The following is a 22,608-nucleotide window of genomic DNA, read 5'->3' as shown; positions in this document are numbered from 1 at the left end:
GCTTTCCGACATGCAAATTATAGCATAGCTTCTTTAGAATTGCTAGCAACTAGCCAAGTTACTTTACATTTTGAACAATCTATTTCATACTTATAAGCGTAAGAAAGTGAGGTTTTATTATGTGCACCAGCATTTTCGTAAGCGCTACCGACAAAAGTTATCTATTAGGCCGAACCATGGACTGGTATGACCTTTATGTTAGTCCCATCTTTGTGCCCCGCAACTATCAGTGGCAGTCTATTTATAACCACCACCCTTACCAAAATAAGTACGCCGTAGTAGGAACTGGTTTCCAGGACCAAAACCTAATCGACTTAAGCGATGGCATCAATGAGTGGGGCCTAAGCGTTCAAAAACTAACCTTCGCTAACGGCACCAGCCTAACCACTGAAAAAAACGATGCTAACATCCAGTTGGCCGCCTTTGAATTTGTCCTTTATACCCTTGGTAACTTTAAATCAATTGCCGATTTAGAAAAACAACTACCAACGATTCAACTCATGGCCCTTAAAAGCCAATTAAAACATGGCGGTGATGAACTCCACTTTGCTGTCAGCGACGCCAGCGGACGTAGCATTGTAATTGAACCTTCGCGCTCTCCTTTAAAGGTAATTGAAAATCCTTTAGGGGTCGTAACTAATATGCCTAGTTTTGAAAAGCAACTAGCTAAGATGGACAGCTACCTTGACTTCACGCCTGAATTTTTAGCTGGAAACAGTCCCTTAGGTGCCTTTCACGTTACGACTGGTAAACAAGCCGGTAAAAAGCAACCTAGCGGTGGTTATACTCCCAGCCAGCGCTTTGTCAAGGCGGCTTGGCTCAAGGAAATGGTTGACGTTCCAGCAAATGAGCTAGAGGCAGCGGACCTCGCCTTTAAACTACTAGACGCTGTTTCCGTGCCTAAAAGTAAGGCCCACCGTCCTACTTATACGGTTTATCAAACTGTTACCTCGGCTCAAAGTTTAAGCTACTACTTTAAACCAGTTGGTCAAGCACAAATTTTTGGGGTGAGTTTAAATTCAGACTTACTCAACCGCCCAACAGTCAAGGTTTTTCAGCTCCCATCTACTTGGCAAGCCACTATGCTTTTTTAAATTTATTCCGTTATCAGTGTATAAAAAGAAAACTACTCTTCTAAAAATGCGAAGAATAGTTTTCTTTTTAAATTAAAGTATTTATCTAGCGTTATTCAATAATATAAGCTCCTATCAAAGGCGCGGTTACTGTACCGCTACCAGACGATTCATAAGACGTCAAGCCTCCAGAAACACCATAAATTGTAACACTGTCACCCTCTAAATGACGAACTGAACTTTTATTCATTTCTAAAACCTCAATAACATCACCATTTCCAGTCGTGTCAACTATTAATTCAGTTGTCCCATCTTCACCAACAATTGATTGCAAAACTGTACCTGAAATAGTAATTAGCTTTTTCTTAAAATCGTCAGGTGTCCTAGCTAACTGATCATACGTAACACTTTGGTATTGCGACTTATCCGAAGTATTTACTGATGAATCTGTATCTTCGTCTTCATTATCTCTGCTTTCTGATGAAGAACTATCAGAGTCACTATCTTCTTCATCACTGTCTTCTTCAAGTTTTTCTTTATACTTAACCTGCTTCTTTGTAGTAGTTAACTTCTCTGGTGTGAAATTCTTTCTAATACCTTTTACTAAAGCTTTAGGTGCTTCGTCATCAGCATCCTTATCATATTCTGATACAGCTACTATAGTTACCTTAATATCTTTATTTGCTTCATCCCAAGCATCATCATTTGTAACCTCAGTAGGATCTACTGCTAGCTTAAATTTACCGTCTTTTACTTTAACCCAATCAGAATCTGTATAGCTAAGTGTCCAGTTATAGTAATCGCTTTTATCATTACTAAAAGCTAAAATTTTTGTCCCGTCTGGAGCGTCTGTAGTTCCAGTTATTTTCCAGTCTTGATCACTATCAGTTTTAATTGATGTAATTTCTGTTTTATAAACAGTATGACCATTTATTTTAGTACCTTTATCTTTACAAGCTGTCAATGAAAAAAGTACTATTAACAAACTAAAACCTAATAAAATATACTTTTTCATAAAAATCTCCTTTAAATTAACTTTATATAATCTTAAACTTCTCTTAACATTATATATATATATTTACAAGTTATTAATTGCTTAAAAAAAGTTTATAATCATCTTAGATACTTTATTATTTTCAATTTTCACTAGGTTAGAAGAGTTCAGTACTTTTGGACAAGCCACTATGCTTTTTTAAATTTATTCCAACAATTTTTAAAAATACCATTGACAACGTTTACTGTAAGCGGTATTATAATAGCCGTAAAGAGGTGTGTTACTAGTTCGACTAGGCATTAACCCAGAAACTTATTTATTTTACTTTTACCCTAGTGGTAGTTGTATCCTAAATGAGTTTCTGGGTTTTTCTTTTGCAAAAAACTCTTGATTGCACTTATTATTTTTATTTTATTTGGAGGTAAGCTATTATGGCATACGAACAATTAGCTAAAGACATTCTTAAAGATGTCGGTGGCAAAGAAAACATCACATCCGTCGTTCACTGTACAACTCGTCTGCGTTTTAAGTTAAAGGATGAATCAAAAGCTAACGATGACGCTCTCAAAGCAAACGACGGTGTTGTTACCGTCGTTAAAGCTGGTGGCCAATACCAAGTAGTTATTGGTACCCACGTTGATAAAGTTTATGATACCTTATTGGCTGAAGGTGGCCTTTCCGGTGGTGGTCAAGTTGATGATAACTACGAAGACAAAACAAATATGTCTTTGACTGACCGTTTTATTGATTTAATTTCCGGAATTTTCACACCGTTCCTAGGCGCCTTAGCTGCTGCTGGTATGATTAAAGGTTTGACTTCGGCTGCTGTTTCACTTGGCTGGTTATCCCAATCATCCGGTACTTACCAAATTCTTTATGCAATCGGTGATGGCTTCTTTTACTTCTTACCAATCATCATTTCGCTAACTGCTGCTAAGAAGTTTAACCTTGATAAATTTATCGCTGTTGGGATTGCTGCTTCCATGGTTTATCCTAACATTGTCGCAATTAATAACAGCAAAAATGTTTTAATGACCCTCTTTAAAGGAAGTTTTATTGAATCAGATATCCACATAACTTTCTTAAAGATTCCAGTTATTATGATGAACTATTCTTCAACCGTTATTCCAATTATCCTAGCGGTTTGGTTTGCGTCACATGTACAAAAATTAGCTAAGAAGCTAATTCCTGAAATGGTTCAACTCTTCTTGGTGCCATTTTTCACCTTACTTATTACTGTCCCAATCACTTTTATCGTAATTGGACCAGTTGCTAGTTGGGCTTCAGATGCTTTGTCAGCTTTATTCCAAACCCTCTTTAACTTCAGCCCAATCTTAGCCGCTTTATTAATGGGTGGTTTTTGGCAAGTATTCGTTATGTTTGGGGTTCACTGGGGCTTTGTGGCTGTCTTTTATGCAGAACTTGCTTCTCAAGGTTTCGACCAAATCTTTCTCTTGTCAGTCTCCGTTTGCTTCGCCCAAATTGGGGTAGTTTTAGGAATTATGTTCCAAACTAAAAATCCTAAAACACGTTCCCTTGCTATCCCTGCCTTTATTTCCGGTATCTTTGGGGTAACTGAACCAGCTATTTACGGGATTACCTTACCACGTAAGAAATCATTTGTTCTTTCATGTATCGCAGGTGCCATCGGTGCTGTCTGCTTTGCATTAGGAAATGTTAAAGCCTACAGTATGGCTGGTTTTGGAATCTTTGCTTTCCCAATGGTTATTGGTAAAAATGGTGTTGACGCCACACTTTACTGGACATTTGCCTCCATCATTGTTTCCTTTGTCGCTGGACTTGCACTCCAATTAATCTTTGGTCGTGATGCTGTTGATCCTGAAGGTGAAGTTGCTAAAGGTAAAGCTGAAGCCGTTGCACAAGCCGCTAGTGAAGCAGCTGATATCAATGAACATGCTGTCAAAGTACAACAAGAAAAAATTGATTACAATCAAGCTACTAAATTAGTTTCCCCACTAGCTGGCCAAGTATTAGCTCTTACAGACGTTAAAGATGAAGTTTTCTCCAGCGGTGCTATGGGACAAGGTTTAGCAATTGAACCAAGTGCAGGTACTTTATATGCTCCAGCTGATGGTCATGTCGCCTTAGTCTTTCCAACTGGACACGCAATTGGCTTAAATACTGACGATGGTGCAGAAGTATTGATTCATATTGGGATGGATACCGTTAACCTAGAAGGTAAAGGTTTTGAAACCCTAGTTACTAAAGGGCAAGCTATTAAAGCTGGTGACCCACTAGTTAAGTTTGATTTAGACGCTATCAAAGCTGCTGGTTATGAAGTAACAACACCTGTTATTATTACCAATTCTAAAAACTACCATAATGTAACTGCCATCGCTAGTGGTCAAGTTGATGTTGGTCAAGACTTATTAGAGCTAAATTAGCAATTAAACTAACTCATCTACCCTACCTTGCCTAAAAAACAAAGGCTTAACTGAGTAAATGACAAAAACAGCTATTTCTGAGTAAATTACTTAGAAATAGCTGTTTTTTACTTTTTACGCATAAGCAACATAACCATTATTGTTCCTAAGACCGTAAAAACTAGTATCATTTTGAGCTCAGTTTTAAAATCAGTTGTGCTAGCAACAATCATTGCTAAACCAACTGCCCCACCTAGTTGATGCATTGTGTTCGTAACTCCACTAGCAATTCCGGCTAATTTTAACGGTGCACTATCGATACCGGCCGCAGTTACCGGCGCAAAGATTAAGCCTTGACCAATCCCAATTACCATCATCGGAATAAAAAGTACCTGCCAATACCCATTAGCTTGATTAGCAAGGATTATTAGGATAAAACCTAAGGCTAAAATAATTTCTCCACTTAATAGGACTTTAGTATTTCCCATTTTTCCAACTAACCGCGGTACCCACAAAGCAACAATAAAATTGATAATTGTCAGCGGTAAAAAGGCAATTCCTGCTTCCAAAGGAGAAAAACCATATTGTTTTTGCATCATTTGTGGTAGGAAAAACCAAAATGAAAGCATCGACATCATAAATAAAAATCTTGTAAGGTAAGCACCTAAACGAATCCGATCGTTAAAAAGACCTAAGGGTAGTAATGGATTAGTGAGCTTACTTTCAAAATAAATAAAAACTAGTAATAAAACTAATCCACCGATTATAAATAAGATTTCTCTTTCAGTAAAACCATATATAATTCCGCCTAAAGCTAGAATTGATAACAAACTACCTACGTAATCAATTTTTTCTTTGCGACCATTAGTCTTTTTTACATATTTACTCGTCAACCAAATCAAGAATAATGTAATCGGAGCGTTAATCAAAAAGCCTAAGCGCCAAGAAAATAAGCTTGTTAAGCCACCACCAATTAATAGACCCGCACTCGAACCGATACCTGCCATGGCACCATAATAAGAAATCGCACGTTGTCTAATGTTTCCGTGATAGTTATCCATTATTAAGGCCAATGTAGTTGGCGCAATAATCGAACTACCTAATCCTTGAACTGCCCGCATAACAATGACTAACTGAGCTGAGGTTGCCAAACTTATTACCAGCGAACTTAACCCAAAAACTGTTAGCCCCACTAAAAAGATTTTCTTACGTCCAAGTAAGTCAGATAACCGCCCACTTAAAAGTAAGCAGCCACCAAAAGTCAGCGTGTAAGCACTGGAAATCCATGACAGTGTGGCTGCTTTTAATCCTAAACTTTGCCCAATTTGAACCGAACTCGTAAAGATAATTGAATTATCCATCAAAATTAAAAAATACGCTAATAATGTAATGGGTAAAATCATCCCAAATCTCTCTTTTGCCAAAAAATCACCTTGCTTGTTTAATTTTTCGTAACCAAACTTTAACCTGATTACTTACCTTGGTTTTATAACTACCTTTAATCACCAAGTTACGACCATAAATTTCTTCGCCCCCCTTAACTGAGTACCCTTCCAAAACCTTAGCCCCTTTAGCCAATGTCTTTATCTGCCTAAAGGTTGAGCCAGCACCATAACCACCGTTAGTATTAAAAGGAATCACTGTTTTATCTTTAAAATCATAACTATCTAAAAAAGTAACCACTGCCTGTGGTAAGGCCATATTCCAAGTGGGTGCACCAATAAAGATGCGGTCATACTTGGAAAAATCAGTAATCTTAGTAGCCAATTCAGGTAAAACATTATTTTCTTGTTCAACTACATTTTGTTCTACTTCCTGGCGATAAATTGTTGGTCGCGCCTGTTTAGTTTTAAGTTGAATTAATTTTCCACCTACTTGTTGCTGGATAATTTCAGCTACCGCTTTAGTATTTCCTGTCCGTGAGTAATAAATGATTAATGTTCTATCAGCCTTTTTAGCAGCTACTTCATTATCCACAATCAATTTATTTACCATCAAAAAAACACCCCCAACTATAATTACACATAATATTAATAATCTAGATTTTTTCTTACCAATCATCATTACTCCCTCCTAATAATTTTGTAAACAAAAAGACCGGCAACATACCGGACTTTTCAAGCGCAAAATTATTAATAAAAAGTAGGTTTGGCCTGATTTTCAGAACCCGGTTCCCATAAACCAATGCTTGCGCACACATCGTTACGTTTACCCACGATATTATCAATCACAAATTGTGCAATTGCCCTTCTGGTAATCTGGGCCCCTAAAAAAGGCTCACCTTTAGGGCTAGCAACATATTGCTTATTGGTGCCATTATATAGCCAAGTCATCCGCATATAGGTGTAATCCAAATCACTTGTTTCTAAGACTTCGATTCCGCGATTGTGCACAATATTTCCACCCATCATTTGGTTATTCCAACTAGCAAAAGGTTGTGCAACTTCACCGTAAACACCTAAAACTCCCGCTTGAATTATTCTTTTAACGCCAGTTTTATGCATTGCTTCAACAACTAACTTAGTTACTTCTTTATTGTCAAAGTTCATATAAACTATATCTTGCTTAGCTATAACCTTAACTAATTCATCTAAGTTATGTGCATCACCAGAAATCTTGTCAACATTTGTATACGGTAAACTAGCTGCATTTCTGCCAAATAAAGTCAACTTTACATCAAGTTTTTGCAACAATGGAATTAAGACCGCTGGAATCTGTCCACCTGCACCGATAATTACTATTTTCTTCATTTTTACTTTTCTGTGTCTAACATCCTTTTCATGAACCACTCTACTTGTTTTGGTGCATCATGATCAAAGAAGGCCGACTCCTCCATATCTAGTTTGGCAATTTTTTCTAAATCAGCTGCTGATAGCTCAAAGTCAAAAATATCAATATTTTCTTTCATCCGTTCAGGGTGAACTGATTTGGCTAAAGCAACAATTCCTCTTTGCATTAACCATCTTAAGACAACTTGGCCAACACTCTTGTTATACTTTTGCCCAATTTCTGCTAAAACTTCATTCGTAAATAAGTCGTGGCGACCCTCAGCAAATGGAGCCCAGGCTTCAACTTGAACACCATATTTTTCATGCCATTGTTGATCTTCAAGCCGTTGGTTCCAAGGGTTAACTTCGATTTGGTTAACTTGTGGTTTTACATCATTTAAACTTGCAAATTCAATCATTTTAGCTGCCTTGAAATTAGAAATTCCAATTGCACGCAATTTTCCCGCTTTTTGGGCTGCTATCATAGCGCGCCATGCACCATAAATATCTCCGTATGGTTGGTGGATTAAGTATAAGTCTAAATAATCTAGTCCCATTACTTTTAATGAGTTGTCAATCGTTTGGGCCGCCTTTTTTTCAGGGGTTTGCAAGATAAATAATTTAGAAGTAATAAAAAGTTCTGCCCTTGTTACTAAACCTTCATCTAGCGCCCGTTTAATACCTAGACCTGTTTCTTTTTCATTTCCATAAATTGCAGCTGTATCAATTAAGCGATACCCCGCCTTAATTGCTTCATAAACTGCTTGGGCTGTTTCTTCAGGTGGGATTTGATACACACCATAACCTAATTGAGGCATTGTTACACCATTATTTAATTTAATCATCTGCATGTTAAATTCCTCCTCTAATCATCTGTAACTTCATCCTAAACCCTGGAGTTTGCTTCAAGGCAAGTGTTATTTTATTTTTTTCTTTCCCACAATTTTTCAACATTATCATCGGTCAGTTCACCACTTCTAAACTTGGCCAAGTGTTCATCAAAAGTATCAATTTTATAAGTTAGTATCTCCCTTACCGCCTGCATTTCAGCGATTTTTTGATCTAACTCTTCTAACTGTTCATACAAAATCTGTTTTTTAGCCTCATCAACCTTAGGGTTATCAGGCATCTGTGCTAAATGAACAAATTCAATCAAGGCTTCGACCGATAAACCTGCATTGCGTAAATTTTTAGCTAAGTAAATCCAATTTAAATCCCTTATCTTGTAATCACGATAACCACTTTCATTTCTTTTTACTGGGGGAATGACACCAATCCGTTCATAATAACGCAACGTATCAACACTTAAATCAAACATTGCTGCGGCTTTTTTGATATTCATAATAATCACATCCTTTATCTACCTTTATCATAAACCCTGAAGTTCACTCCAAGGAAAGCATAAATTTCTAAAAAAACCCCCTGCTTAGAACTACTAAACAGGGGGGAGATTAGTCTTAGATTAAATTTAAGGCCATTTGAATCAAATAATCAATTACTGCAAAGAAAACAACAAACAAGATTGACATAACTACTACTGTTGTTGTATCACGTCTAGTTTCTTTAGCGTTTAACCAAGTCGTATCCTTCATTGTCTGAATTACACTTTTAAAAAACTTCATAATATTCCCACTTTCTTACTTAGTTTCGCGGTGAATCGTATGGCGATTGCAATACTTGCAAAACTTCTTAACTTCCAATCGTTCTTGGCGGTTAGGATTTTCAGTTAACGTATAATTACGTGAACCACACTCTGAACATGCTAACGCAACTTTTTTCTTACTCATTAAATTCTCCTTTACTCTATCACTTAGAAAGTTTCTTTGTCAATTTTTAATCATGTTTACTCAAATGATCACGCAAAGCAGCTAAATCAGCCAATTGTTGTTCGTTAAAAGGCGAATGCCGCACCGCATTTTCATCCTGGTAGCGACGTGCAGTCGCATGAACCTCTTTGTTAGCTCGCTTAATGTCTTGGTATAACTCCCAAGCAGGTTTTCTTAGTGCTCCTTGAGAAAAAACCGTCCATTGCTCTGCTTGATCGCTGGTAGCTACTGTAACTTGTGTTAAGCTCGTTTGTAACTTTCCAGCTAAAGATTCAATATAGCTATCGGCTGTTTGACCTTCATCAGTCCAAACAACTTCCAAGTTAAACTGCTTATAACTCTTAGACAAACCTGGCACAAACATCGCATCAAAAACAACGATGATTTCTGAGTTACTTTGCTTATGATAATTAGATAAAATCCGTAACAACTCATCACGTGCCGCTTCTAGATGATCTGCCTTTTTTAACTTAGCCAGCTTAGGCCAGTTACCAATCATATTATAAGCATCAACAATTAAAATTTGCTTTTTCATTCATTATTTACCTCGTGAACTAAAACCTTGGTAAATAAGGAGACTAGCAGCTACACTAGCGTTTAGACTTTGAACATGGCCTACCATTGGAATAGTTAACATCCCATCACAAGCCTTTTTAATTAACGGTGAGATACCTTTACCTTCATTGCCAATTACCAGTCCAGTTGGACCTTTAGCATCCCAAGTCCGGTAATCTTGACCACGCATATCAGTTCCAAAAATCCACAAACCCCGTTTTTTTAGCTCGTCAATTGTTTGTGCTAGATTAGTCACCCTTACAACAGGGACATATTCAATCGCCCCCGTTGATGTCTTAGCAACCGTAGCTGTTAATTGCACGGCCCGACGCTTGGGAATAATAATTCCATGTACCCCAGCAGCATCCGCAGTTCGCATAATGGAACCTAAATTATGTGGATCTTCAATCCCATCTAAAATTAAAAAGAAAGGTGCCTCATCTTTAGCAGCTGCCACCGCAAATAAATCGTCTAATTGGGCATATTCATAGGCTGCCACAGCTAGCACTACCCCTTGGTGATTTTGATGGTCAGCCATTAAATCCAATTTAGCCTTAGGTACTTGCGAAATGATTAGGTTTTGTTTTTTAGCTAACTTAATTATTTCATTTAAAGCATCTGCCTTAAGACCTGCTTGGATAAAAACTTTATTAATCGTTTGACCGCTCACCAAAGCCGCTTTGGCTGGATGACGTCCAATTACAAAGTCTTCTACCTTTTTGTCTGCCATTATTTACCTTCCCTTTCTACTGTTTCGATACACCACTGTGCTAAATAGTCCAACCGGTCTTTTTGACCACTTAAGTATAGATAGCCAAATAAAGCTTCAAACCCAGTTGAAATTCGGTAAGTTACTACCGACGTATTTTTAGCTGAAGTATAACTCTTGGCATTTCGCCCCCGCTTAAAATAATCTAACTCAGTTGTTGTTAAAAGTTCTTCCGCCTGCATTTTTTCAATTAAAAATGCCTGCGCTTTAGCCGACACATAATGAGTTGCACGGTGGTGTAATTTGGTTGGCTTAGTCATACCTTTAGCCAGTAGGTGTTGTCTAACATATACTTCATAAATAGCATCACCCATATATGCTAGGGCAATCCCATTCATTTGTTGATAATCTGTTTCTACCATTAAACTCTCTTCCATCTTGTCCCTTGTGGGGTATCTTCTAAAATGATTCCCTGTGCTTTTAATTGATCACGAATTTCATCACTTCTAGCAAAATTCTTTTCTGCCCTAGCGGCTTTTCTTTCTGCAATTAAAGCTTCGATTGCTTCATCTGAAGTGGTATCTTCTTCAAATTCGATTCCAAATACCGCTAGTATTCGCTTAAAGTTTACTAATAAATAATCAATCGTTTCTTTGATAACCTTTGTTCTTTCAGCATAAATGTTCATCTGCTTAGCCATTTCATAAACAGCCGCAATCCCATTTTGGGCATTAAAATCATCATCCATTGCCTTTGTAAAACTTGCTTCATAGCTATCAAATTCAGCCTTAACATCACTTTCTAGCTGTCCTTCACTCGCATCTTGCAACCTAAAAGTCAAGTTAGTCAAAGCGGTTTTTAGCTTAGCTAAATTATTAGCTGCTTCATCAAGGTTTGCTTGACTGTAACGAATTGGGCGCCGATATTGCGTTGTTGCCATAAAGAAACGGATTACCTGTGGATCAACTTGTTTCACTAAATCATGAACAGTCACAAAGTTACCTAGGGACTTGCTCATTTTTTCGTCATCTTCACCGATAGTAACAAAACCGTTGTGTAACCAATAATTAGCAAATTTTTGACCCGTTTTTGCTTCACTTTGGGCAATTTCATTTTCATGGTGTGGAAATTCTAAATCTTGTCCCCCAGCATGAATATCAATCGTAGTTCCCAAATATTTGGTTGCCATTACGGAACATTCAATGTGCCAACCTGGACGACCTAATCCCCAAGGAGACTGCCAAGAGATTTCCCCTGGCTTGGCTGCCTTCCAGAGTGCAAAATCTAGTGGATCTTCTTTTTTAGCTTGATCTTCACTACTTAAGCGTTCCGATGCTCCTTGTTCTAAGGCATCTATTGATTGTCCTGAGAGCTGGCCATAATTTTTAAACTTCCGCGCCCGGTAATAAACATCACCTTTAATCTCATAAGCATAACCCTTCTCGATTAAAGCAGCAACAAAATCAATGATATCATCCATCGTATCCATAACCCTTGGATTTAGGGTTGCTTTTTTGACGTTTAAAGCCGCTGTGTCTTCATAAAAAGCCGCAATAAATTTATCTGTCACTTCCTTAACAGATAAACCTAGTTTTTGACTAGCCTTAATAATCTTATCATCAACATCCGTAAAGTTGGAAACATATTTAACTTTATAACCCCGATATTCAAAGTAACGCCGGATTGTATCAAATGCGATGGCACTTCTAGCATTACCAATATGAATATAATTATAAACCGTTGGTCCACAAACATACATTAACACTTGACCTGGCTTTTGGGGCTTAAACTCTTCTTTTTGCTTAGTTAAGGTATTATACAATTGAATCATTTCTAACCCACCTAATCCCATTTAAAAATATACTTACTCACTATATATCATGCCACAAATAATAAAAAAAGGCTAGCAGTTATACTAACTGCTAGCCTACTATATTGTAGCTAGTTCATTTCAGCTAAAGTTTGGTCTAAATGAGCCAAAGCCTTTTGACGACCCAAAAGTTCAATTGATGGTCCTAATTCTGGGCCATGTGTTTCTCTAGTTGTCGCAATTCGAATTGGCATATAAAGCTTACGGCCTTTAACCTTTGTTTCTTTTTGAATTTCCTTAATGGCTGCCATAATTGCAGGACCATCAAACAATGGTAATGCCTTAGCCTTCTTAGCAAATGCTTCTAAAACTACCTTAGCTGATTCATCAGCTAATTCATTCTTAGCAGCTTCACTTAATGCAGGTGGTTCTTCGAAGAAAACTTCTGCCATATCAACAATTTGACCAGTATAAGACATTTGGTGCTTGTAAAGGCTGATTAACTTCCGTGCCCATTCAAGTTTCAATGGATCTGGATCTGCTTCAATCTTGCCAGCCTTGATTAATTGTAGTAAAGCTGAGTGCATAATTTCATCTTCACCAGCAGCTTTAACATATTGGTTGTTAATCCATTCAAGCTTCTTACCGTCAAAGGCAGCTGGTGATTTGCTTAAACGCTTAGGATCAAACATCTTGATGAATTCTTGTCTGCTATAAATTTCATCTTCACCAACTGGTGACCAACCAAGTAGGGTAATGAAATTAAACATTGCTTCTGGCAAGTAACCCAACGAACGATATTGTTCGATGAATTGAAGCACAGATTCATCACGCTTACTTAACTTCTTACCAGTTTCAGTGTTAATGATTAAAGACATGTGCCCAAATTCAGGTGCTTGCCAACCAAAAGCTTCATAAACTACCAATTGCTTAGGTGTGTTGGCAACATGGTCATCCCCCCGCAAGACGTGACTGATTTCCATCAAGTGGTCATCAACAACTACCGCAAAGTTGTAAGTAGGCATTCCATCACGTTTTTGGATAACAAAGTCGCCCCCGATTGTATCGGATTTAAAGCTGATGTGACCTTTAACCATGTCATCCCATTCATAAACCTTGTTATGAGGAACCCGAATCCGCACAACTGGTTTTAAGCCCTTAGCCTTAGCCTCAGCTTGCTTAGCAGCGATTTCTTCTTTAGTCATACCTTCGTATTCGTAAACATAGCGAGGAGCTTCACCATTGGCCTTTTGTTCCTCACGTTGAGCTGCTAGTTCTTCTTCGGTCATGTAAGATTCATAAGCCAAATCTTTGTCCAATAATTCTTGAATTAAAGGAGCATAGATTTCCTTACGTTCTGATTGACGGTATGGGCCATAGTTACCTGGCTTGTCTGGACCTTCATCCCAGTCCATCCCTAACCAAGTTAAATTATCTAATTGGCTTCTTTCACCATCCGCAATATTACGTTTAGTATCAGTATCTTCAATTCTGATTACAAACGTTCCTTTATTACGTCGTGCAAATAAATAGTTGAATAATGCTGTTCGCGCATTACCGATGTGCAAGTGTCCTGTAGGACTAGGAGCATAACGAACGCGAATTTTATTTTTTGCCACTATTAAGCGCCTCTTTCTTTTAAATTACAATATACTTAATAATCATACAATGAATAGCCTTAAAAATAAACTACTTCTTAGTTAAAAAATCGGATAAGTTCAAAACTTCATCGCAAGTTAAATTAATTAACTCCTGATCATGACTAATCACCATTACTATTCGCTTGGAACTTTTTAATTCTAACAGCAAATCTGCCACCCGGCGCATATTTTGCTCATCTAACCCGCTAGTTGGCTCGTCTAAAATAAATAATTCTTTTTGTGCAAGTAAAGCGCGACCTAACGCCACTCTTTGTTGCTGCCCACCAGAAAGGCTAAAGGGGTGACTGGCTAATAACTCGCTTAAATCCAGCTTGGCTACCATCGCAGTCACCTCTTGCTCCGTGGCCCCACTAGCGTTTAGTTCAGCTTGAACTGTGGGCAAAAATAGTTGCTGGCTAACATCTTGCATTAACAAACTACTTTTAGCTAGTAAGGCCCGTTGCGTCAGCGCCCGCTCATTCCAAGTCAAATGTGACCGTACTTTTTTTAAACCCACCAAAACCTTAGCTAAACTGGTTTTTCCCAGACCGTTAGCTCCTGTTAAGCCATAAATAATACCCGAAGTTAAGCTAAATTCCTTTAGCCAGCCTAACTCTTGTTGATGCCATTTCAAAGTAAAATCCTTCAATGCCAGTGTATTTTGGCCAGTCACCTGCAACCTAGCTTTAGAAAAAGCTTTCACTTGGAGCGGCCTTAATCCATAAGCCATCCGCTGCTGGTCTGTAAGTTTTAACCACTCCGCCTTAGTCCAACTTCGTTTAATTTCACCGGCAGTAAAATAGTAATAATCATCAGCCACCTCACGTAAATAATCCAACCGATGCTCTGCGATAATGATGGTTAGACCCTGAGCCTTTAATTTGGCTAAATTTGCCTGCAACAACGCGATACCTTGCTTGTCCAAGTTAGCCGTCGGTTCATCCAAGACCAAAATCTGGGGCCGCTGCATTTGGGCTGCTGCTAATGCTACCCGCTGCTTTTGTCCTCCCGAAAGCTCAGCTAGTTTGGCTGATAACAAACCTGCTAGTCCCAATTCTTGCTCAGTTACTCTTAGTTGCTGCCAAATTCGTTCAGGTGCTTGCCCTTGATTTTCAGCAGGAAAAGCTAACTCATCACTGACCTTAGCAAAGAAAAATTGCCGCCGGGGATTTTGAAAGACAGAACCCACTTGGGCCGCAATCTCTTCTACACTCTGCTGGGTCAAATCTTGCTGGTTAAGCGTTACTTTTCCCTGTAAATTTCCCGGGAAATATTCCGGAATCAAGCCATTTAAAACCCTTAAAAAGGTGCTCTTACCACTGCCACTGATCCCGGTTAAAACGACACACCGCCCCGCAGCTATTTCTAAGTGGGGGATTTTAAGCGCAGGCTTTTTCTGACCAGCATAGGTAAAACTTAAATTTTCAACCTCTATCATAAAAAACCTCCTAAGGTAAAAAGCACTAACCCGCCTAAGCCAAACCAGCCTAGGTAATCCTTACCAGTAAAAACATAATTACGATAAGAAGTCTTATGGTGGCTACCAACCGCCTTCGTCAAGGCTGCAATTGTTAAGTCTTGGCCCAGGCGGGTGGCATTTAATAGTAAGGGGACTAAGATTTTTTCAAAGTAGGCTAGGGGGTGAAGCAAGTACTGATACCAACTTACAAATTCACCCCTCAACTTAAGTGCAGCCCTAATATTTAGGTAACTTTCCGTGACCGTTGGTAAAAATCTCATTGCCACTGCCAAAACCAGTAAAATACTCTCGGGCACCCGCCACTTACGTAAGGTCTGAATGAACTCATGAACAGGCGTCCGTAGGATACTCAACCCCACCATAAAACACGGCATGATTGTCAGTCCGCCTAATAAAAAGAAGCCTAGGTAAGGATGACTAGCTTCATCTATATTCAAGCTTAAACAGGCCGTTGCCAAACCAAAAAAGATAAGGTAGCTTGCTAGCCGCACGTATTCGTGCCGCCAAATAAAATCCAAGCTAAATAATAAAATCAAAACCCAAATCACCCCTATCCCAGGAGTAACTAAGGCATAATAATTAGCTAAGAGTAAAAATAGCAGTTTGGTCCTGACATCATAACCCCGGTTCATCAAACTAGCCCCGCAGCCTTAAAATGTTTACTTACTAAATACTGACCAAACAAGCCCCCGACGATAGCGCAAATCAGAATCGTTCCTACTAACACTGACACATTTCCTAAATCAAAATTAATTAACACCTTGTGAACGTAAGCCATATCTTTTCCCTTAGCTAACAGCTGACTAATATAGGCTTGTTTCATAGTCCACATCATGATAATTGGCGCTAGGTTACCTAACGAAAACAAGCAGTAAGATAATAGATTTAAGAACTTACTTTGATAACGGCCTAACTTAGCGGCTACATCAGCTAAAAGTCCGCATAACAAGCTGGGGATAAAAGCTAACATGGAATGACCAGACACCAAGAAAAATAGTCCTAGTACAGCCGCCATCAAAGTGATCGCGCCAAATTTTTGCACCTTAACAACCAATAACATATAGACCGTCCCGGCTAACAAGGCTGTAATTGCAGGGGCAAACTTCATATTAGGATTATGGGTTAACAAAACCGCAATTAGGGTCCCAAGCGACATCAAAATAAAATATAACACCGTGTAAATTCCTGTTGTAATAATATCTTTGACTTTCACATTCTCACCTCAAATAAATGCTTTTGTCTCTATTATTCATTATCTAAAAGTAAAGGGCAAGAAATAAGCGCGCCAAAATACAACTCGTATTTCAGCGCGCTTGCTTAATTAGTCATCAAACACAATGTAAGATTTGATTGTCTTTCTAGCTGCCATGTCTTGGTAAGCTTGGTTAATTTGGTCAAGTTTATAGCTATGAGTAAAGACCTTGCCCGGATTAATCTCCCCGTCTAAAACAGCTTTTAATAGAACTTTTTTATCGTAAGTTGTTACCGAAGCAGGCCCACCAGCTAAGGTAATATTGCGGTAAAAAGTAGCGGTTGGGGCCATCTTTTCGCCATGTGGCAAGCCTACCCGGCCAATCCGGCCACCTGGGCGAACCACGCCAAAGGCTTGTTCAGTCGCAGCTTGAGCACCAACACATTCTAAGACTGCATCTGCCCCGCTTCCGCCAGTCAATTCAAGTACCTTATCAATTCCTTCCTGACCACGTTCAGCCACAAAGGCAGTTGCCCCAGATTCGAGTGCCATTTGTTGCCGGTCTTCATGGCGACTCATAATAATAATTTGGGCAGCCCCCAACATCTTGGCTGCAATAACTGCGCACTGACCAACGGCCCCGTCACCGACAACTACTACCTTATCCCCCTTAGAAACACGGGCAGTCACAGCGGCGTGATAACCTGTAGCCATCACATCTGATAAGGTTAAAAGTGATTTAAGCATTCCTTCGCTATAGTCACTAGGTTGCCCAGGAACCTTGACTAAAGCCCAGTCACCGTAAGCAAACTTAAGGTATTGTGCTTGAAAGCCCATGCTAAAATTATTACTGTGAGCTTGACAAACCCCATCAAAGCCCGCCAAACAAGCCGGACAGTGACCGCAACCATGAGTAAATGGCACAATTACGAAGTCACCTTTTTTGACCGTGTTAATTGCAGGCCCCACTGCTTCTACAATTCCAAGCGCTTCATGACCGGAGTTTTCTGAATGGGCCTCCTTAGCATCACCAGCAGAGTAAGCCCACAAATCAGACCCACATACACAAGCTCTAACCACCTTAATAATCACGTCATCATCATTTTCAATCACAGGTACTGGCGCTTCGACCACACCCATCTTTCCCGCTTCTTCAAAAATTGCTTTCTTCATAGCACTAATCCTTCCTTTCTGTGTAACCGCATTTAACTTACAATTCACATTATAGAACTTAGAGTTAACTCTAAGACAAGCTTTTTTATAAACTCTTTTATTCTAATTTTTTGGATATTTTTTAGGTTAACCTAAAAAATATATTAACATTCTAGTTAAATAATGTTATTATTACTTTGTATTTTTTTAAGGAGTGATTTAATTATGGAAGCAAATAGTTCTGTGAGTCGTAAGCACCACCTAATCGAATATGCTAACGGCCCCTCGCTTGAAGAAATTAATGGGACGGTTGAAGTTCCCAAGGGTAAAGGGTTTCTCAAAACCCTCTTCATGTATTCTGGCCCCGGTGCACTTGTTGCGGTTGGTTACATGGATCCTGGTAACTGGTCAACTTCTATCACTGGTGGGCAAGACTTCTCCTACCTGTTAATGTCTGTGATTTTAATGTCGAGTTTGATTGCCATGTTGCTCCAATATATGGCCGCCAAACTGGGCATCGTAAGTCAGATGGACCTTGCCCAAGCAATCAGAGCCCGCACCAGTAAAAGTTTAGGGATTGTGCTTTGGATTTTAACGGAGTTAGCCATCATGGCAACCGATATTGCCGAAGTTATCGGGGCTGCTATTGCACTTTACCTCCTCTTCAATATTCCGCTAGTCTTTGCTGTTTTCTTAACCGTTTTTGATGTTTTGCTCTTATTATTGCTAACTAAAGTTGGTTTTCGGAAAATTGAAGCCCTAGTAGTTTGTTTGATTTTGGTAATTTTATTTGTTTTCTGCTACCAAGTAGCCCTTTCAAACCCCAACTGGTCACAAGTTGTTGCCGGCTTAATTCCTAGCGCGCAAACTTTCTCTGACCATCCAAACGTTGGCGGCTTAACCCCTATTAAAGGGGCCCTTGGGATTATTGGAGCTACTGTAATGCCCCATAATCTTTACCTTCATTCAGCTATTTCTCAAACAAGAAAAATTAACCACCACGATGAAGAAGATGTTGCCCGGACAGTACGTTTTACCACTTGGGATTCAAATATCCAACTAACATTTGCCTTCATCGTCAATTCCTTGTTATTAATCATGGGAGTGGCCGTTTTTAAGACCGGTTCTGTCCAAGATCCATCCTTCTTTGGCTTGTACCATGCTTTATCTGACACTTCGACTCTAAGTAACGGTATCTTAGTTGAGGTCGCTCGTTCCGGAATTCTCTCAACCCTGTTTGCGGTTGCTTTACTAGCTTCAGGGCAAAACTCAACTATCACAGGAACCCTAACCGGTCAAGTCATTATGGAAGGATTCGTCCACATGAAAATGCCACTGTGGGCCCGCCGCTTAATTACCCGTTTAATTTCTGTTATTCCAGTCTTAATCTGTGTGGCAATGACTAACCACTTAAGCGTCATTAAGCAACACGAAGCTATTAACACCTTAATGAATAACTCACAGGTCTTCTTAGCCTTTGCATTACCATTTTCAATGTTGCCCCTCTTACTGATGACTAATAGTGAAGTCGAAATGGGCAAACGTTTCAAAAATAGCCCCGTGGTTAAATTCTTCGGTTGGCTCTCAGTTATTTCACTGACTGTCCTTAACATGAAGGGCCTGCCTGATTCAATCGCTGACTTCTTTGGTGATAATCCTAGCGCTAGTCAGTTGGCATGGGCCCACGGAATCGCCTACTTCTTGATTGTCGCTATCTTGGCCTTATTAGTTTGGACGGTGGTCGAACTTCACCAAGGTGATAAGAAACTTCAAGCTAAGTTAGCCGCCCAAAGTCAAACAAAAGGAAGTGTGCTTGATGAACTTTAATAAAATTTTAGTTGGGGTTGATGACTCAGCCGACGCGCTTAAGGCCTTTGATTACGCCATCAATTTTGCTAAACAAAATTCGGCCGAATTAGACATTATTTCCGTCTTGGAAGAACATGACATCAACGTTTATGAATCACTAGATAAAGATTTTATTCACGGTAAGTATCGTGATTTAGCCGAACACCTAACAAAATACCAGCGTCAAGCCCAGAAAGCTGGTGTTAGCCAAGTTAAAACCCTCACTGCCAAGGGAAATCCAGGTGAAACAATTGTTAAACAAATCATCCCGCAACTTCAGCCCGACCTCTTAATTATCGGTTCTTTAGCTAAGAAAGGACTGGCACGTCACCTCGGCAGTCAAGCGGCTTATATGGCTAAGTATGCCCCCATTTCAGTTTGGGTCATTCGTTAGCCGAAAAAAGAGGAGCAGATTTTTCAATCTGCTCCTCTTTTTTAATCAGCGTTAACAATTCGGCGATAGACCTTGGTAGTTAAACTGTAAATCAACAAGTAGATTACAATTAAAATTGCTAGCATCGTCACAGCCACAATTAGCAGTAACTTCAAATCATACATCGAAAAGAGCTTCAAGACACTAGCTAAAGCAGGTAAGGCAAAACATAGGTGAATTGCTGCCACTACAATTGGAAACATAAAGACCATCAGCACCTGGCTATTGATTGCTTGTTTAGTTTCCGCTAAACTCAAGCCCACTTGTTGCATCGTCTTAAAGCGAGCCCGGTCAGCATAACCTTCAGAAACCTGCTTATAGTAGATAATCATCCCAGTTGTTAATAGCATCGTCACACTGAGCATTAAGCCTACAAATAACATGCCCCCATAAAATTGGTTTATAATTTCGCTGACTTCAACTTTAGTGGTGACAAAATTTTCAGAATTACGCCCCTTTAGCTGCTGACTAGCGGCTTGGCTGTAATTTTTCTTAGCCTGATCCGTCCCCTTAAGATCAAAGCTATAGGTTTCGTTTAGGGGGATATTCAATAAGGATTGCGCACTCTTAGCGTCGGGAGCAATCAAATACAATCCTGTTAAGGTCGCAACATCGCCTAAGCGATATTTATATTCAGATAACATTCTTACCCGATAATTCTTGCCCTTAATTTGCAGGTGTTTTAGCTTCACCTTTTTATCTGTTGCATAAACTAGCAGTTCATTATTTTTCAAGTGATAATTTGTGCCCTCAACCCGGTTATAATCAGCTAGTGGTAAAGTTAACACTTCGTAGTTAGCGGTGTTGGCATCTTGACTAATTTTTAACTGACCTGCTTCAATATTTGCCAACGCTAAATGACTAATCCGTTGGGACTTTTTATTAATTAAGGTTACCTTGTACTTAGCTGCCAATTCCTGAGCCTTTTTATAGGTAGCTGGCGTGATTTTTTTGCTCGTAATGCTTACATCAAGTGGCGCGCCTTGCTTAATTTGATTGTCCTTACCCGCCATTAAACTGCTGGTTGCAACCAAAGCCACGATTGAAGCCGTACATAAAAGGCAGATGGAAGCCAGCCCCACCCCGTTTTGCTTCATCCGGTATAGCATTCCTGAGACGGTGATAAAGTGATTACGTTTATAATAATAATTTTTGTTTTGCTTTAGTAAGTTCAAAAAGAAAATACTTGCACTGGTAAAAAGGGCGTAGGTGCCTATTACTACTAAAATAATCGCCAAAAAGAAGGTAGTAATAACCGAAGCATTCGGCTTAGTAATGACAGAGAGATAGTAACCTCCTATTAACGTTGCCACTCCCGCTAATCCTAACAGCTTAGTAAACCATGAATTCTTTGGGAGGCGCTCCCCTTTTTTGGTAGCGTTCCATAGCTCTACCGGCCGGACCTGACTTAGTTTGGCCAAGTCTACTAACAACAAAGCCATGAAGATTGCAAGGAAGAAGGCCACCGTTAGCAAGAGTGCTTGCCCGCTAAATACAGTAAGGTGGACTAACTTCAAATCTAGGAGTTTAACAAATGCTAATAAAACAAACTTTATAAAACTTAAACCGATTAATAAACCTAAAACTAGACTAAAGCCAAATAAACACACGTCCACTCCCAAAACTAGGAAGAAGAGGTTAGCCTTAGTCATCCCTAACATACTATAAAGTCCTAATTCCTTATTCCGTTGCTTGGCGACAATATTATTAATGTAAAACATAAAGACTACAATAATTAAGGAAGTAAAGACTAAAGCCACTTGCATAATAGAATTAATCGCCGAAGCAGTCGGAATCTTGGCAAGCGAGTCGTTGTTAATAATCGCTTGAAAAATATAAAAGACTCCTATTAACAACGAAGTTGCTAGGGTAAATGGCAGATACAGTTGCTTATTATTACGCAAACTCTGCCAACCCAATTTTAGTTCTAACATTAATTAAGCCCCCCTTCACTGGTTAGTGCAGTTAAGCCCGCAGAGATTTTTTGCAGGTACTCTTGTTGGCTGGAATCTCCGCGGTAGAGTTCGTGATAAATCAGCCCATCTTTAATAAAGAGGGTCCGCTTGGAGTAACTAGCCGCTAACGCACTATGGGTTACCATCAAGATGGTTTGGCCCGCTTGGTTAACCTTAGTAAATAGGTCTAATAACCGCTTAGTATTTTGGGAATCGAGCGCCCCCGTCGGTTCATCGGCTAATAATAGTTCCGGTTTGGTAATTAATGCCCGGGCAACCGCAATCCGTTGTGCCTGTCCTCCAGAAATTTCGTAAGGATAGCGGTCTAATAAGGCGTCAATTTCCAATTGACTTGCTAGCGGTTCTAAGCGCTGAGCCATTTCTTGATGCTTTTCCTTATTTAAAACCATTGGTAGGTAAATATTGTCACGGTTACTCAATGTATCTAAAAGGTTAAAGTGTTGAAAAACAAAGCCCAAGTGTTGGCGTCTAAATTTGGCAGCTTCGCTTTCCTTTAACTTATTTAAATCAAAACCGGTTAGGCTAACTTCCCCACTAGTAGCCTTATCCAAGGTTGCGATGATGTTTAGTAAGGTTGACTTACCTGCCCCTGATTCCCCCATTATGGCTACATATTCTCCTTTTTCCACCTCAAAGTTAATGTCTTTTAAAACCTTAGTCTGCTTGTTAAAACTTTTAGTTACGTGCTTTAAAGTTAAGATTGCCACTACTAATTTCCCCTTTGCTTTAATTTATATTCTCATTATAAAAAGGCTTTTGTTCTAATCC

The 22,608-nt window shown here is 39.2% G+C and carries 23 protein-coding genes; 4 read left to right on the top strand and 19 right to left on the bottom strand.

All coding sequences use genetic code 11. The annotated features are described in order from the left end of the window. Nucleotides 1-119 precede the first annotated feature (119 nt). Nucleotides 120-1,094 (top strand): choloylglycine hydrolase family protein, encoded by a 975-nt coding sequence (locus N4597_RS02495; RefSeq protein WP_260904472.1) that lies wholly within the window; start codon nucleotides 120-122, stop codon nucleotides 1,092-1,094. 91 nt (nucleotides 1,095-1,185) lie between these two features. On the opposite strand, the gene N4597_RS02490 is transcribed toward N4597_RS02495, so the two are convergent. Next, on the bottom strand, nucleotides 1,186-2,088 hold the full coding sequence (locus tag N4597_RS02490) for a hypothetical protein (RefSeq protein ID WP_167589219.1): 903 nt from the start codon (nucleotides 2,086-2,088) through the stop codon (nucleotides 1,186-1,188). 410 nt (nucleotides 2,089-2,498) lie between these two features. Here N4597_RS02490 and N4597_RS02485 point away from each other — a divergent pair, with 410 nt between their 5' ends. Continuing rightward, on the top strand, nucleotides 2,499-4,472 hold the full coding sequence (locus N4597_RS02485; protein ID WP_260904471.1) for a beta-glucoside-specific PTS transporter subunit IIABC: 1,974 nt from the start codon (nucleotides 2,499-2,501) through the stop codon (nucleotides 4,470-4,472). A gap of 107 nt (nucleotides 4,473-4,579) precedes the next feature. Here the strand turns inward: N4597_RS02485 and N4597_RS02480 are convergent, their stop codons facing one another. The 16 genes from N4597_RS02480 to N4597_RS02405 form a co-directional block, all read right to left on the bottom strand. After that, nucleotides 4,580-5,875 carry an MFS transporter gene (locus tag N4597_RS02480; RefSeq protein ID WP_260904470.1) on the bottom strand — a complete coding sequence of 432 codons (1,296 nt, stop codon included), beginning with the start codon at nucleotides 5,873-5,875 and terminating at the stop codon, nucleotides 4,580-4,582. A 4-nt stretch (nucleotides 5,876-5,879) separates the two neighbouring features. Continuing rightward, nucleotides 5,880-6,446 (bottom strand): flavodoxin family protein, encoded by a 567-nt coding sequence (locus tag N4597_RS02475; protein WP_167589295.1) that lies wholly within the window; start codon nucleotides 6,444-6,446, stop codon nucleotides 5,880-5,882. A gap of 137 nt (nucleotides 6,447-6,583) precedes the next feature. Next, nucleotides 6,584-7,201 carry an NAD(P)H-binding protein gene (locus N4597_RS02470; protein WP_167589223.1) on the bottom strand — a complete coding sequence of 206 codons (618 nt, stop codon included), beginning with the start codon at nucleotides 7,199-7,201 and terminating at the stop codon, nucleotides 6,584-6,586. Between the two features lie 2 nt (nucleotides 7,202-7,203). Then, complete coding sequence (locus N4597_RS02465; protein WP_167589225.1) at nucleotides 7,204-8,070, bottom strand: aldo/keto reductase; 867 nt, start codon at nucleotides 8,068-8,070, stop codon at nucleotides 7,204-7,206. A gap of 71 nt (nucleotides 8,071-8,141) precedes the next feature. Continuing rightward, nucleotides 8,142-8,561, bottom strand: coding sequence for a MerR family transcriptional regulator (locus N4597_RS02460; protein WP_167589227.1), 420 nt, complete (start codon nucleotides 8,559-8,561; stop codon nucleotides 8,142-8,144). Nucleotides 8,562-8,676: 115 nt separating this feature from the next. Next, nucleotides 8,677-8,841, bottom strand: coding sequence for a preprotein translocase subunit SecE (gene secE / locus N4597_RS02455; RefSeq protein ID WP_167589229.1), 165 nt, complete (start codon nucleotides 8,839-8,841; stop codon nucleotides 8,677-8,679). A 15-nt stretch (nucleotides 8,842-8,856) separates the two neighbouring features. Next, nucleotides 8,857-9,006: a 50S ribosomal protein L33 gene (gene rpmG, locus N4597_RS02450; RefSeq protein ID WP_260904469.1), complete on the bottom strand. Its 150-nt coding sequence runs from the start codon at nucleotides 9,004-9,006 to the stop codon at nucleotides 8,857-8,859. 46 nt (nucleotides 9,007-9,052) lie between these two features. Continuing rightward, nucleotides 9,053-9,580 (bottom strand): YacP-like NYN domain-containing protein, encoded by a 528-nt coding sequence (locus N4597_RS02445; RefSeq protein ID WP_167589233.1) that lies wholly within the window; start codon nucleotides 9,578-9,580, stop codon nucleotides 9,053-9,055. A gap of 3 nt (nucleotides 9,581-9,583) precedes the next feature. Then, nucleotides 9,584-10,330 (bottom strand): 23S rRNA (guanosine(2251)-2'-O)-methyltransferase RlmB, encoded by a 747-nt coding sequence (gene rlmB, locus N4597_RS02440; protein WP_167589234.1) that lies wholly within the window; start codon nucleotides 10,328-10,330, stop codon nucleotides 9,584-9,586. Beyond that, a complete protein-coding gene (locus N4597_RS02435) occupies nucleotides 10,330-10,731 on the bottom strand; it encodes a Mini-ribonuclease 3 (RefSeq protein WP_167589235.1) in 402 nt (133 codons plus the stop codon). The genes rlmB and N4597_RS02435 overlap by 1 nt, the downstream gene beginning before the upstream one ends. Further along, nucleotides 10,731-12,140 (bottom strand): cysteine--tRNA ligase, encoded by a 1,410-nt coding sequence (cysS, locus tag N4597_RS02430; RefSeq protein WP_167589236.1) that lies wholly within the window; start codon nucleotides 12,138-12,140, stop codon nucleotides 10,731-10,733. Before cysS ends, N4597_RS02435 begins: the two co-directional genes overlap by 1 nt. Before the next feature lie 110 nt (nucleotides 12,141-12,250). Next, nucleotides 12,251-13,738: a glutamate--tRNA ligase gene (gene gltX / locus N4597_RS02425; protein ID WP_167589237.1), complete on the bottom strand. Its 1,488-nt coding sequence runs from the start codon at nucleotides 13,736-13,738 to the stop codon at nucleotides 12,251-12,253. A 70-nt stretch (nucleotides 13,739-13,808) separates the two neighbouring features. Beyond that, nucleotides 13,809-15,197, bottom strand: a complete 1,389-nt coding sequence (locus N4597_RS02420) for an ABC transporter ATP-binding protein (RefSeq protein WP_167589238.1) — start codon at nucleotides 15,195-15,197, stop codon at nucleotides 13,809-13,811. Then, the gene (locus N4597_RS02415) at nucleotides 15,194-15,871 is read right to left on the bottom strand and encodes an energy-coupling factor transporter transmembrane component T (RefSeq protein ID WP_167589239.1); all 678 of its coding nucleotides are present in this window, start codon (nucleotides 15,869-15,871) and stop codon (nucleotides 15,194-15,196) included. Before N4597_RS02415 ends, N4597_RS02420 begins: the two co-directional genes overlap by 4 nt. Further along, a complete protein-coding gene (locus N4597_RS02410) occupies nucleotides 15,871-16,452 on the bottom strand; it encodes an MptD family putative ECF transporter S component (protein ID WP_167589240.1) in 582 nt (193 codons plus the stop codon). Before N4597_RS02410 ends, N4597_RS02415 begins: the two co-directional genes overlap by 1 nt. A gap of 108 nt (nucleotides 16,453-16,560) precedes the next feature. Next, nucleotides 16,561-17,604 carry a zinc-binding dehydrogenase gene (locus N4597_RS02405; protein ID WP_172579500.1) on the bottom strand — a complete coding sequence of 348 codons (1,044 nt, stop codon included), beginning with the start codon at nucleotides 17,602-17,604 and terminating at the stop codon, nucleotides 16,561-16,563. A gap of 204 nt (nucleotides 17,605-17,808) precedes the next feature. Between N4597_RS02405 and N4597_RS02400 the strand changes: the two genes are divergently transcribed. Together N4597_RS02400 and N4597_RS02395 are read left to right on the top strand one after the other, a co-directional pair. Beyond that, nucleotides 17,809-19,410: an Nramp family divalent metal transporter gene (locus tag N4597_RS02400; RefSeq protein ID WP_172579499.1), complete on the top strand. Its 1,602-nt coding sequence runs from the start codon at nucleotides 17,809-17,811 to the stop codon at nucleotides 19,408-19,410. Continuing rightward, nucleotides 19,400-19,825 (top strand): universal stress protein, encoded by a 426-nt coding sequence (locus N4597_RS02395; RefSeq protein ID WP_170091347.1) that lies wholly within the window; start codon nucleotides 19,400-19,402, stop codon nucleotides 19,823-19,825. Before N4597_RS02400 ends, N4597_RS02395 begins: the two co-directional genes overlap by 11 nt. Nucleotides 19,826-19,866: 41 nt before the next feature. Here N4597_RS02395 and N4597_RS02390 read toward each other — a convergent pair whose 3' ends face one another. Together N4597_RS02390 and N4597_RS02385 are read right to left on the bottom strand one after the other, a co-directional pair. Next, complete coding sequence (locus tag N4597_RS02390; RefSeq protein ID WP_260904463.1) at nucleotides 19,867-21,798, bottom strand: FtsX-like permease family protein; 1,932 nt, start codon at nucleotides 21,796-21,798, stop codon at nucleotides 19,867-19,869. After that, nucleotides 21,798-22,547: an ABC transporter ATP-binding protein gene (locus N4597_RS02385; protein WP_260904461.1), complete on the bottom strand. Its 750-nt coding sequence runs from the start codon at nucleotides 22,545-22,547 to the stop codon at nucleotides 21,798-21,800. Before N4597_RS02385 ends, N4597_RS02390 begins: the two co-directional genes overlap by 1 nt. Nucleotides 22,548-22,608 lie beyond the last annotated feature (61 nt).

The organism is Ligilactobacillus agilis (assembly GCF_025311475.1).
GTDB classification, from domain to species: domain Bacteria; phylum Bacillota; class Bacilli; order Lactobacillales; family Lactobacillaceae; genus Ligilactobacillus; species Ligilactobacillus agilis.
The sequence above is the reverse complement of the archived record's forward strand: the minus strand, read 5'-3'. Positions and strand labels throughout refer to the sequence as shown.

Bases quoted from the DNA above. Each gene is read 5' to 3' on its own strand.
- N4597_RS02400 (WP_172579499.1), top strand. From the start codon at position 17,809: ATGGAAGCAAATAGTTCTGTGAGTCGTAAGCACCACCTAATCGAATAT.
- N4597_RS02395 (WP_170091347.1), top strand. From the start codon at position 19,400: ATGAACTTTAATAAAATTTTAGTTGGGGTTGATGACTCAGCCGACGCG.
- N4597_RS02445 (WP_167589233.1), bottom strand. From the start codon at position 9,580: ATGAAAAAGCAAATTTTAATTGTTGATGCTTATAATATGATTGGTAAC.
- rpmG (WP_260904469.1), bottom strand. From the start codon at position 9,006: ATGAGTAAGAAAAAAGTTGCGTTAGCATGTTCAGAGTGTGGTTCACGT.
- N4597_RS02420 (WP_167589238.1), bottom strand. From the start codon at position 15,197: ATGATAGAGGTTGAAAATTTAAGTTTTACCTATGCTGGTCAGAAAAAG.
- secE (WP_167589229.1), bottom strand. From the start codon at position 8,841: ATGAAGTTTTTTAAAAGTGTAATTCAGACAATGAAGGATACGACTTGG.
- N4597_RS02435 (WP_167589235.1), bottom strand. From the start codon at position 10,731: ATGGTAGAAACAGATTATCAACAAATGAATGGGATTGCCCTAGCATAT.
- N4597_RS02415 (WP_167589239.1), bottom strand. From the start codon at position 15,871: ATGAACCGGGGTTATGATGTCAGGACCAAACTGCTATTTTTACTCTTA.
- N4597_RS02495 (WP_260904472.1), top strand. From the start codon at position 120: ATGTGCACCAGCATTTTCGTAAGCGCTACCGACAAAAGTTATCTATTA.
- rlmB (WP_167589234.1), bottom strand. From the start codon at position 10,330: ATGGCAGACAAAAAGGTAGAAGACTTTGTAATTGGACGTCATCCAGCC.
- N4597_RS02405 (WP_172579500.1), bottom strand. From the start codon at position 17,604: ATGAAGAAAGCAATTTTTGAAGAAGCGGGAAAGATGGGTGTGGTCGAA.
- N4597_RS02470 (WP_167589223.1), bottom strand. From the start codon at position 7,201: ATGAAGAAAATAGTAATTATCGGTGCAGGTGGACAGATTCCAGCGGTC.
- N4597_RS02390 (WP_260904463.1), bottom strand. From the start codon at position 21,798: ATGTTAGAACTAAAATTGGGTTGGCAGAGTTTGCGTAATAATAAGCAA.
- N4597_RS02485 (WP_260904471.1), top strand. From the start codon at position 2,499: ATGGCATACGAACAATTAGCTAAAGACATTCTTAAAGATGTCGGTGGC.
- N4597_RS02490 (WP_167589219.1), bottom strand. From the start codon at position 2,088: ATGAAAAAGTATATTTTATTAGGTTTTAGTTTGTTAATAGTACTTTTT.
- N4597_RS02460 (WP_167589227.1), bottom strand. From the start codon at position 8,561: ATGAATATCAAAAAAGCCGCAGCAATGTTTGATTTAAGTGTTGATACG.
- cysS (WP_167589236.1), bottom strand. From the start codon at position 12,140: ATGATTCAATTGTATAATACCTTAACTAAGCAAAAAGAAGAGTTTAAG.
- N4597_RS02465 (WP_167589225.1), bottom strand. From the start codon at position 8,070: ATGCAGATGATTAAATTAAATAATGGTGTAACAATGCCTCAATTAGGT.
- N4597_RS02475 (WP_167589295.1), bottom strand. From the start codon at position 6,446: ATGGTAAATAAATTGATTGTGGATAATGAAGTAGCTGCTAAAAAGGCT.